Origin of the sequence: Mucilaginibacter sp., from assembly GCF_036568825.1 — a bacterium.
Classification (GTDB): domain Bacteria; phylum Bacteroidota; class Bacteroidia; order Sphingobacteriales; family Sphingobacteriaceae; genus Mucilaginibacter.
Map to the genome: position 1 here is coordinate 76275 of NZ_DATCRU010000068.1, position 12819 is coordinate 89093.

Annotated in this window: 5 protein-coding genes; all 5 read left to right on the top strand. The window is 40.2% G+C overall.

What is annotated here, in order from left to right:
* Positions 1–8 precede the first annotated feature (8 nt).
* The 5 genes from VIM89_RS14785 (at position 9) to VIM89_RS14805 (ending at position 12637) form a co-directional block, all read left to right on the top strand.
* Positions 9–2426 (top strand): ABC transporter permease, encoded by a 2418-nt coding sequence (locus VIM89_RS14785; RefSeq protein WP_488156942.1) that lies wholly within the window; start codon positions 9–11, stop codon positions 2424–2426.
* A 149-nt stretch (positions 2427–2575) separates the two neighbouring features.
* A complete protein-coding gene (locus tag VIM89_RS14790) occupies positions 2576–5020 on the top strand; it encodes an ABC transporter permease (protein WP_488156943.1) in 2445 nt (814 codons plus the stop codon).
* Positions 5021–5238: 218 nt separating this feature from the next.
* Complete coding sequence (locus VIM89_RS14795; RefSeq protein ID WP_488156944.1) at positions 5239–7704, top strand: ABC transporter permease; 2466 nt, start codon at positions 5239–5241, stop codon at positions 7702–7704.
* A 78-nt stretch (positions 7705–7782) separates the two neighbouring features.
* Positions 7783–10176: an ABC transporter permease gene (locus VIM89_RS14800; protein WP_488156945.1), complete on the top strand. Its 2394-nt coding sequence runs from the start codon at positions 7783–7785 to the stop codon at positions 10174–10176.
* Between the two features lie 61 nt (positions 10177–10237).
* Entirely contained in the window at positions 10238–12637 is a 2400-nt protein-coding gene (locus tag VIM89_RS14805; RefSeq protein ID WP_488156946.1) for an ABC transporter permease, read from the top strand.
* Positions 12638–12819 lie beyond the last annotated feature (182 nt).

Below are 12819 nucleotides of genomic sequence, written 5' to 3' on the forward strand. Positions count from 1 at the left end.
ACAGTATCATGATCAGGAACTACATCAAAACAGCCTGGAGAAACCTGGCAAAGAACAAGGTATTCTCTTTTATAAATGTATTTGGATTGGCAGTAGGGCTGGCATGCTGCATGTTCATTGCAGCCTACTTATACTCTGAGTTGACATACGATACTTATTCAGTTAATTCGAAGCAACTCTATCGTTTAGGAATAAATACACTGGGAAACGGTAGTGTAACTGATTTCCCGAATGTAGACATTGCCGTGGGCAAAGGTGTTAAGGATGCTTTTCCGCAGGTGTTGGACTATACGCGGATGATGAATAATCGTCCTGTCTTTGTAACCTATAATAACCGGCAGTTTAAAGAGACTAAGATTGTACTGGTTGATCGTAATTTCCTGGATATTTTTTCTATCCCCTTCTTGCAAGGTGATAAAAGTACTGCGCTGAAGGATCCAAACAGTATAGTAATTACCAAAGCAATGGCCGAAAAATACTTTGGTAATTTATCGCCTGTTGGTAAAATACTCAAATTTGATCAATCGTTAATGAAGGTTACCGGCGTGATAGATAAAATACCTGATAACTCTCATTTTCATTTTGATGCTTTTGTTAGCATGTCCACTATTGAACCATCACTCCAGCAAACATGGAGTAATGTAGGCGTCTATACTTATTTACTATTGGACAAAAAAGCCGACCCGAAGAAGCTGGAAAGGCAATTCCCGCAATTGGTGGCGAAGTATGTGGTTCCTGAGACGCAGCGGGACATGGGAATCAGTCTTGCTGAAGCCCAAAAGGCAGTGAATACCTTTAAGTTTTACCTGCAGCCGATCACCGATATACACCTGCATTCATCAACCAAATTTGATATTGAGCCTAATGGGGATATGAACTATGTGTACGTTTTCGGCGCCTTGGCTGTATTTATTTTATTGTTGGCTTGCATCAACTTTACCAATTTATCTACAGCAAGCTCATCAAAAAGGTCGAAAGAAGTAGGTATCCGTAAGGTAATGGGTTCGCTTAAAGAATGGCTGGTAACCCAGTTTTTGGTTGAGTCAGTCATGCTTACACTTTTGGCAATGATATTGGCTTTGGCCATTGTGTGGGCTTTACTGCCTTATTTTAATGACCTGGCTGGAAAACACATCTCAATCTGGTTTTTCCTCGGCTTCAAAGCTATTGCTATCGGGATATTTTTGACCTTGTTGGTTGGCATATTAGCAGGCTTGTACCCAGCATTTTTCCTGTCGTCATTCAAGATCCTTAATGTTTTAAAAGGTACATCTGGTACCGAACCCACTAAAAAGAATTTTCTGCAAAGTAGCCTGGTAGTATTTCAGTTTACCATTTCGACTGCCTTGATCATTGCCACATTTATCGTGTACCAGCAATTGCATTACATGCAGAACAAGAAGTTGGGTTATGACAAAGAGCAACTATTGGTATTAAATGATACTTACTTATTGGGTAATAACGAATACGCTTTTAAAGATCAGTTAATGCGCGATAGCAGGATAGTGAATGCTACGGTTTCAACCGAAATACCCGGAAACGGAAATATGGGCGGCACTGAAATATATCCTCAGGAAAAAGCATCAGATGAAACCAAAAATGAGATCCATTGCAATATTTACCGTATAGATGGCAACTACCTATCAACCTTAGGTATTAAACTGGCAAGTGGACGAAGCGTATCGCCTGAGTTTCCTGCTGATTCATCGGCTGTTATGATCAATGAAGCGGCTGTTAGCGAATTAGGCTGGAGCAAAACCGATCCGATAGGTAAAACAATCGTGCGCTCAGGAAGGAAGGCCTATACCGTTGTTGGTGTAGTAAAGGATTTTAACTACACCTCGGCCAAGCAAAAGGTGGCTCCATTAATGATGCTGCCCATGCACCGTCATGGTTCCATTATCCTGAAAATAAAAGCAGCTGAAGTAAGTAACCTGGTAGCTGACATCAAAAAACAATGGGATGAATACAAAGCAAGCGGACCTTTCAGCTACTATTTTGTTGACGAACAATTCGCCTCACTATACTCTGCCGAGCAGAGAACCGGTCACATCTTTACTTCATTTGCTGTGATCGCTGTAATTATTGCAAGTCTAGGGCTATTTGGCCTTGCTGCCTTCATGATCAAATTACGTGTAAAGGAGATTGGTATACGAAAAGTATTAGGCGCTTCATCAGGCAATATTACAGCCATGCTCTCAACAGAATTCTTGAAATTGGTGCTAATCGCCATTATTATTTCGTTCCCGATAACCTGGTTCGCAATGCACAAATGGCTGCAGGATTTTGCTTATCGCATTGATATTCAATGGTGGGTATTCATAATAGCTGGGTTTATTGCACTATTGATCGCCTTAATTACGATTAGTTTTCAGTCAATTAAAGCGGCTGTTGCCAATCCGGTCAAGAGCCTCAGATCAGAGTAGCAGTGGCAGTTGCAATAGCAGTTAGGCTACCAATGAACTATTGAACAAGTGAACGAATAAACTAATCGGAATTTTAAAAACACCCGTAACGTTTTTCTTTTTCATGGTGTCTTATAGCTAATTGAAACCGGTTATTAAATCTTACTACTATGATAAAGAACTATTTGAGAAGTGCATGGCGAAATATCGCGAGACACAAGTTTATTTCATTCATTAATATCTCAGGCTTAACCATCGGTATTACCTGTTGTTTGCTGATATTGGCCTATATCATAAACGAATTAAGTTACGACCGGTATAATGAAAATGCCGACCGTACTTATCGCGTTACCCGAATTTTTTATTCACGTGATGGTTCTGAAAACCTGCATCTGAGCTCCGTTGCGCCACCTTTCGGGCCATTATTGCAAGTAGCTTTTCCTGATATTGAAAGAATGACCCGGGTATTGCACCAGGACGTTGTTGTATTCAAGTACAAGGAAAAAATGTTCAACGAAAAAGATGGCTTTTTTGCTGACGAAAATTTCTTTAAAGTTTTCAGTGTTAATGTAACCGAAGGGGATAAGAAGACCGCGCTGAACGATCCTTACAGCATTATGATCACGCCGGAAGTTGCCAAAAAATATTTCGGCAACGAAGACCCCATTAACAAAACGGTCATCCTGGATAATACCAAACACGAATTTAAGGTAACAGGCGTTTTTGAACCCTTCCCGTCAAATGCACATATGCATCCGACTATGCTGTATTCTTTTAATACACTGAAAGATTCGCTTGTTTATGGTGAAAAACAATTAGAAACCAATTTCGGGAACAATTCATTTTATACCTACCTGCTTTTGCCAAAAAACTACAATCCTGAAAACATCAGTAAGCAGTTAAATTCTTTCCTTGATAAATATGTTCATCTACCAGGTATGCCGCCAAATATTAAAACTTCACAGGCAACCAAACTGACCATGCAAAAGCTGACGGACATCCACCTGAAATCGCATTTGGATGATGAGATAGAACCGGAAGGCAGCATGACACGGGTTTATATCTTTTCCATTATTGCTGTATTTATCTTGCTGATCGCTTGTATCAACTATATGAATTTGTCGACAGCTCGATCAGCATTGCGCGCTAAAGAAATAGGCGTACGTAAAGTGATCGGCGCTCAACGTAAAGAGATCATCCGTCAATTCCTGGGCGAATCGGTATTGGTTACCTGGGTGGCTTTGATCCTGGCGATGGTCTTCACATGGTTGCTATTACCTTACATTAATCAATTGGCTCACTTGAACCTTGTCTTCAGTAGTTTATTCAGATGGGATATTTTCATAGGTATCCTGTGCCTGCCTTTCTTTATTGGGCTTCTCAGCGGCTTGTATCCTGCCATTTTCATGTCCTCATTCAGACCGGTACAGGTATTGAAAGGCGTATTGAAAGTGGGCTCGGGAAATATTTCTTTCCGCAAAATACTGGTAGTAGTGCAGTTCTCTGTTTCTATTGTATTGATTGTTGCAACTACGGTTGTTTTTCAGCAATTGAGTTATATCGAGAATAAATCGTTGGGCTTTAATAAGGATCATATTCTTATTACTGGCTATCCTGGTAATTTAACCAAGCAGTTCGAATCATTCAGACAGGAATTGCTTAAGAACACCTCAATAAAAGATGTAGGTCGATCATCGCGCATTCCTTCCGGACGTTTGCTGGACGATCAGGGTGCGCAAGTAATAGAAAATGGCAAAAGTGTACCTACCAACATCGAATTAAAATATATTACCACTGACTATGGTTTCGTGGATACCTATGGTATGAAGATGGCGGCCGGCAGAAATTTCTCCCGTGATTACCCCACCGATACAGCAAACTATATCATCAATGAAACTGCCGTGCAGCAATTAGGTTGGAAAACTGATCAAAATGCAATAGGCAAAGACCTGACCTACGGTAATAACAAAGGAAAAGTAATAGGTGTAGTTCATGATTTTCATTTTGAATCCTTGCATCAGCCTATTATTCCGATGCTGTTTTTCCTGCCTCCGCCTACCAGCGGTTATTACAATGCTATATCGATAAAAGTGAACGGCAATAACGTACAATCAGCAATAAATACCATCAGGGATACCTGGCATCAATATGTGCCGGATGTGCCATTTGACTTTACATTTTTAGATGACCGTTTCCAGAAATTGTACGATGCTGAGCAAGAGGAAAGCAAGTTATTTACTATATTCTCTGGCTTAGCCATATTTATAGCCTGTCTAGGTTTGTTTGGTTTATCGGCTTTCTCCATATCGCAACGAATTAAAGAAATTGGCGTCCGTAAAGTATTAGGAGCAAGTGTGCCGCAACTGGTTATCGAACTCTCGAGAAATTTTTTGTTTCTGGTAATCATAGCATCTGCTATTGCATTACCTGTTTCAGGAGGGCTAATGTCCTGGTGGCTAGCCAGTAATTTTGTTTTTAAAATAAGTTTAATCTCAAGCTGGTGGGTATTCCTCGGGGCAGGTGTTATTGCGTTTATCATTGCATTTGCTACCATAGGTCTGCAAACTGTGAAAGCCGCTAATGTAAACCCGGTGAAGAGTCTTCGTTCAGAGTGACTAGTTAATCAGTCAACCAGTTATCGGTTATGGTATTAACAAACCTGATCACTAATCACAGGTTAACTGATTAACTAACAGCCACTGTATCATAACCGTACACCTGTTGTCCGCTTGCGTACAATGGATGTACGGCATTTTATTTTAATTTATTAATAATCAATAGCTTGTCTTATTGGTATAAGTTTTTGTACTGATTGTGATTAACCGGTACAATCATGATTAAAAACTACTTTAAAATCGCCATCCGTAATTTTAAACGGCATAAACTGTTCACGTTTATTAATATTATTGGACTATCTATCGGCATTAGCGCTGCCCTGACGATTTACCTGATCGTTAATTATGATTTTACATTCGATAAAAATGTCAAAGACAGTGACCGGATTTATAGGATCGTTTCAAATTTTACATTTTCCGGCGAAATCGGCTATAATGGTGGTGTTTGCGGCCCACTTGCTGAAGCAGTAAAAAATGATGTGACCGGTTTAGAAGGCTCGGCGCCATTTTTTACGCTGTATCAATTTAACACGATCATTCCTAACGGAACAAAGAACCCAGCTAAATTCAGAAACCAGGAGGGCGTTATCCTTGCCGATCAGCGTTATTTTAATATGTTCCAATATAAATGGCTGGCAGGAGCGGCAAAAACATCCCTGAATGCCCCATACCAGGTAGTACTAACTTCGGATCAGGCAAAAAAATATTTCCCTTCGTTATCCTATGATCAAATACTTGGTAAACAGATTGTGTATGAGGATACCCTGAAAACTACTGTTACAGGTATTGTACAATCCATAAAAGAAAATACTGACTTTAAATTCCAGGATTTTATATCGTTCAGCACCATATATAGTGCCCATTCCTTAAAAGACCAGGTTCAGCCTACAGAATGGGGCAGTACAACATCTGCTTCGCAGCTTTTCGTAAAGCTGATGCCAAAAATCAATCCGGCAGGTTTAGAAAGGCAGATCAATACATTATTTAAGAAAAACAATCCCCCAAGACCTGAGGATAGAGGGAATACAACAGAATTTAAATTGCAGCCTTTCAGCGATCTGCATTTTAATGCGAAGTATGGTAACTTCGATATAGGTAATGTCGCCAATAAAACAACTTTGTATGGTTTGCTGGCTATCGCTGCTTTCTTGCTGATACTGGCATGTATCAATTTTATAAATCTCACTACCGCACAAGCTTCTCAAAGAGCTAAGGAGATCGGGATTCGTAAAACTATGGGCAGCAGCCGTTCGCAATTGATATCCCAATTTTTGAGTGAAACATTTTTAATTACGCTCCTGGCGATGATTATTTCAGTAGTGTTGTCGCCGGTAATATTGAAGCTTTTTGCCGACTTTATTTCAAAAGATATAAAGATGGATATAACGGGTCATCCCGGGCTCATTTTGTTTATCATATTACTCACTGTAGTTGTAAGTCTTGTATCGGGCTTTTATCCGGCGCTTGTGTTGTCTAACTACAAACCTGTATTGGTTCTTAAGAATCAGGCCTATACCGGTACCAATAAAACCCGTAATGCATGGTTACGTAAATCGCTGACTGTTATTCAATTCATCATTGCGCAGTTTTTTATTATGGCAACCATCCTGGTAAGTAAGCAAATCTATTATGCGCTGCATAAGGACCTCGGATTTAAAAAGGATGCTATCATATATATCACCACGCCATTCAAAGGCAATACAGAGATTAAAAAGCAATATTTTGCTGATAAGATGCGGACATTATCACAAGTGGAACTAATAAGTGTAGGTGAAGCCCCTCCGTCTTCTGGAATGACACGATCTACCGAAGTCACTTATAAAGATGGTAAAAAAGAAATAAAGACAGACCTGGAGCTAAAAAAGGGTGATGATAATTACATTAAAGTTTATGGGATAAAATTATTGGCAGGACGTAATTTACGGGTTGGCGATACTTCTAATCAAATGATCATCAACAATACCTATGCAAAAATACTAGGCTTTAAGAACCCTCAGCAAGCCGTAGGAAAATTTATTGAATGGAGCAAAAAGCAGGCAGAGATTATTGGTGTCGTGAAAGATTTTTATCAAAAATCGCTTCACGCGCCTATTAAGCCTTTAGCTATAGTGTATCATACCGGTAATTACAATAATAATATTGTGCACATTGCATTGAAGCCACAAACAGCTAACGGCAATGAATGGAAGGCAGCAATTGCATCGATTGCAAAAATATGGAAAGACGTATATCCCGATAACGATTTCACTTACAGCTTTTATGACGAAAGTATCGCCAAATTTTACACAAGCGAACAGCATACGTCCAAATTACTTACCTGGGCAACCGGTCTTTCAATACTGATTAGCTGCCTTGGATTGTTAGGATTAGCGATGTTTACCACAAATTTGCGCACTAAAGAAATAGGGGTACGTAAAGTGTTGGGTGCAACAATTACTCAAATTGTGACTCTTTTATCTACCGAGTTGGTACTGCTGGTTATTCTTGCATTCATAATCGTTACGCCACTGGCCTGGCTGGCCATGAATAAATGGATGCAAAACTTTGCCGATAAAACGACTATCAGTTGGTGGATATTCGCCCTAAGCGGGTTTGGTATGCTGCTTACCGCTTTCCTGACCCTGAGTTTTCAGACGATTAAAGCAGCTATTGCTAATCCGGTAAAAAGTTTAAGAAGTGAGTGATCGGTTAACCAGTTATCAGTCAATCAGTGAAAGGCAATACCAAATGACTAACGAACCATTGAACAAATGAACTAACCTATGATCAGAAATTATTTTAAAACCGCATTCAGGAATTTATGGAAGAATAAAGCGTCTTCCTTTATCAATATTTTAGGTCTTACCATTGGCTTATGCAGCTGCCTGCTTATTGGCTTGTATATTCAGCATGAGTTGAGCTATGATGATTTTCAGGCTAAAGGTGATCGCATAGTGCGTACAATTATGGCTTACAAGTTTGATGGCGGCACTGAAATGAAGAAAGGGAATTTTACCAGCGCACGTGTGGCACCACGGTTCAAACAGGTATTCCCCGAAATAGAATCGGCCGTACGCATGACCAAGTATTCCCGGATCGTGCACTACAATGATAAACTGATCAATGAAAAGAATTTCATATTTGCAGACCCTTCATTTTTTGATCTTTTTTCATTTAAACTCCTTCGCGGTGAGCCTGGGAACGTATTGAAAGCACCGAACCAGGTAGTTGTGACCGAATCGACCGCTAAAAGATACTTTGCCAATGAAGACCCTATTGGAAAAGTATTAAAGGTAGGCACAGATACTTCACTTTACCAGGTGACCGGCGTGATGCAGGATTGCCCGTCGAACTCGCAGATTAAATTTGATTTCCTGGCTTCATGGTCATCACTTGGTTTGGCCGACGAAGAGAAAACCTACTGGGACGCAAATTATACTACTTATTTTTTGTTAAAAAACAAGGGAGATATCGCTACGCTGCAAGCAAAAATTACTCCTTTTATGCGGAAGGAGATGACCGGACAGGGAGCAACAGTAGATTTCGAATTAGAGCCTTTTAATAAAGTTCATCTTTACTCACCTTATGAAGGTTTTGAGCCGAATAATAGCATTACTTATATCTACATCCTCGAAGCCGTTGCTTTACTAATGCTGGGCATAGCCTGTTTTACTTATGTGAATCTGAATACCGCACGATCTATGGAACGTGCACGCGAGGTCGGAGTGCGCAAAGTGATAGGAGCAGGCAACAGGCAGCTCTTCTGGCAGTTTATAGGCGAGTCTGTTTTGCTTTGTACCATTTCAACTATTTTAAGTGTTGTTGCAACGGCTTTATTATTGCCGGTATTCAACCAGCTTTCAGATAAGCAATTGACGATCGATGCTATCTTCTCTCTTCAGTTTATCGCAGGTGCATTGCTATTGATCATACTGGTGAGTTTGTTGGCTGGTACTTATCCGGCGCTGATCCTGTCCAACTTCCAGCCGGTGAAGGTGCTCAAAGGCTCTTTCAAAAATACCACTTCCGGGCAATGGGTGCGTAAATCGCTCATAGTATTCCAATTCACTATCTCAGTAATTCTGATCATATCTACATTTATTATGCAGAAGCAGCTCAACTATATCCAGAACAGGAGCCTGGGCTTTAACCGGGATCAGGTACTTGTATTGCCTATCGATAACAGGATGGAAGATAAGATTGATTTGTTTAAACAGCAATTTAAATCCAATAGCCATGTATTGAGTGTTTCCGCCTGCGTTAGTACACCCGTGAGCATCGGAGGCGGATATAATATGAGATCGTCTGTGATGCCACAAACACAATATCTGGCAGTTACTGCAAATCCGATCGATAATGATTTTGTGAAAACGACCGGCCTGCAGATCATTGCCGGATCAGACCTTGAGCAGCAAGATATAAAAGACGTGTCGAACAAAGATGATAAATTAAATGTCTTTCATTTTATCATTAATGAATCAGCCGCAAGAGAGTTAGGTTGGACACCGCAGCAGGCGATTGGCAAAAAGATGTTTCTTGGTGATGATCGCCCGGGATATGTGAAAGGTGTGGTACGCGATTTTAATTTTGAATCGCTTCATAATCCTATCAAGCCGCTGGTGCTGTTCACACAGACCTATCAAAGAACATTTCTGTTAAAATTGCAGGGTAACGATCTGAAACAAACCATTTCGTTCCTTGAAGCAAAATGGAAAGAATTAGCGCCTTATCGTCCTTTTGAATACCGTTTCCTGGATGAAGATTTTAATAAGCTATATAGTTCCGAAATGCGACTGGGGAAGGTTCTTACCGTTTTCGCATCTATTGCTATCGCTTTGGCTTGTTTAGGGTTGTTGGGCTTATCAGCCTATACAGCTAAACAGCGGGTTAAAGAGATCGGCATACGAAAAGTCTTGGGCGCAAGTGTAAGCAATATCGCCGCACTGTTATCAATAGATTTTGTGAAGCTTGTCTTCATAGCGATTATCATTTCAACTCCTGTTGCCTGGTGGATGATGAATAAATGGCTGCTGAGCTTTGCTTACAAGACACAAATGAACTGGTGGATATTTGTAGTTGCAGGGGTTTGCGCTGTATCTATTGCTTTAATAACAATTAGTTTCCAGGCTATCAAATCGGCATTGGCTAATCCGGTGAAAAGTTTGAGAAGCGAGTAACCAGTTAACCAGTAATTTGAGCAGGACAGTGACTAATGACAAATGACCAATAAACTAAACTATGATAAAGAACTATATCAAAATTGCCTGGCGCAACTTGCTTAGACATAAGTTATTTAGTCTGATCAATATATCAGGACTGGCCATTGGACTGGCAGTTTGTATGCTTATTATGCTTTACGTGGCGCATGAGCACAGCTATGACCGATTCGGCAAAAATGCAGATCGCATATACGTCCCTAATGCGATAATAAAAATGCGTGGCAACATCGTGAATATGATGGGAAACATGAGTTATGCTTCGGGTCCCATAATAAGTCAGGAACAGCCTACAATTGAAAGTTATATGCGTATTCTGGCTTATTTTAAACCGGTAATTGCAAGTAATACATCATTCCCCGGCAAGAAATTCTCAGAAAAGAAACTGGTGTTTGCTGATCCGGGTTTCTTTAAATTCTTTTCATTTAAAATCTTGTCTGGTGACGCTAATTCTGTATTAGCCAATCCATATTCTGTAGTTATATCACAGGAGATGGCTAAGAAATACTTTGGGGATGAAAATCCCATTGGTAAAACTATTACCTTAAAGACAGATAGTGCTTATACCTACCAGGTTACAGGCGTAGCCGAGAATAGCCCGTCTAACTCATCAATCCAATATGACTTTGTGGTGTCCAACTCAAGCTTTCTCGCAATGAAAGAAGCAAAAGATTACCTCGGGCCGCAGAAAATAGGATTTGGTACATTCAAACTCTATCTTTTGTTAAAACATGCCCCGGATACAGTAACGCTAAAAAGAGGTCTCGATGTTTTGGGTAAGAAAAATAAGGACTTTCAAGATATGACGTTTTCATTGAAGCCACTGCCAGACATGCATCTTAATTTCAGTGATGGCGACCAATCAAACACAAAATACCTGCAAATTTTTCCGCTTGTAGCCGTATTGGTATTGTTGCTTGCACTGGTAAACTATATGAGTCTTTCAACAGCCCAGGCTACTTTGCGTGCAAAGGAAATAGGCGTACGCAAAGTATCCGGCGCCAGCAGAAAAAGTATTGCGGCTCAATTTTATGTAGAATCGTGTTTATATGCTGTATTATCTTTCATTTTAGGATATGTGATCTGCTACCTATTCAAACCTGTATTCCTCAATGTGTTGCAGCTTAAGATTGACGACTCATTTTTATACAGCCCTCTTGTGCTGACTTTACTAGGTGCTTTGCTATTGGTCACTGTTCTGGTTGCCGGCAGTTACCCTTCGTTGGTTTTATCATCATTTAATCCAGTTGTTACACTCAAAGGAAAAATGAGTAAGCAATCGGGTGGGGTTACTGTGCGGAAAGTATTCACTACATTACAATTCGCCATATCGGTTGGTTTGATTATTTGCGGGATTATTATTGATCGTCAATTATACTATTTCAGACATGCAGATACCGGTATCAATAAAGAAAATATTGTTATGATACCCATAGGGAGCAGTTTTGGCAAAAATTATCCGGCATTTTATCACGACATTAAATCAATTGCAGGAGTGGTAAATGTGGCAACATCACGTTATGCCATGTTCACTGGCCATGACATGTTTGAAATTGAAGGAAAAACCAAGGATCAAACTGTGATGCTGAATGCGCTTTCGGTCGATAATAATTTCATGTCAGTATTGGGACTGAAATGGAAATATCCACCTTTATCGCCATCATCACTTACCGGTAACGACAAAGTAGTGATAAACGAGCTTGCAATAGAAAAGCTTCATCTTAATGGCAATCCGGTAGGAACTTATATCAAATCCGGTTCAAGCAATGTGGAAATAGCAGGCGTTGTAAAGAACTTCAATTTCGGTTCGATGGCATACGCTATTGAGCCGATTGGGCTTTTCATTGCTCCCAATACGCTGCCATTCTGGACCATGGGCCCGGGCTGTAACTTGTTTGCTAAAATAAAACCACATATCAACTTGCCTACATTGCTAAGTTCGATGGAAAACATCTATAAAAAGTACGATAAGGATACTCCTTTCAATTACACGTTTATGGATGATTCCTTTAATGCGCAGTATAAAGCCGAGGACCGGTTGGCATCTATATTCAGCATCTTTACAGTCCTAACCATTGTACTGGCAGGCATGGGCTTGTTTGGTTTAGCTGCATTTACCATCGAACAGCGCACAAAGGAGATAGGCATCCGGAAAATATTAGGCGCAAGTTTATCATCTATTACGTCATTATTATCAGTTGATTTCCTGAAACTAGTGTTGCTATCCGTACTGATCGCCTCGCCAATAGCCTGGTGGGCCATGCACGGCTGGTTGGAGCATTTTGCTTACCGTATCAGCATTCAGTGGTGGATGTTTGGAGCGGCAGGATTATTAGCGGTTGTCATCGCATTGATAACCATCAGCTATCACGCGGTTAAGGCCGCGATAGCGAACCCGGTAAATAGTTTGAGGAGTGAGTGACCGGTTATCAGTTAATCAGGAAATACCTGGTCACTAATCGCCGGTTAACTGATTAACTAACTACCGACTGTATCATTTCCGAACATATTGTGTTACATATACGAACATGTTCGTAAATCTGAGTATTTTTCAATGTGTTGATAATCAATGTATTTTAATTTTGGTACGTTGTTTACATAGTT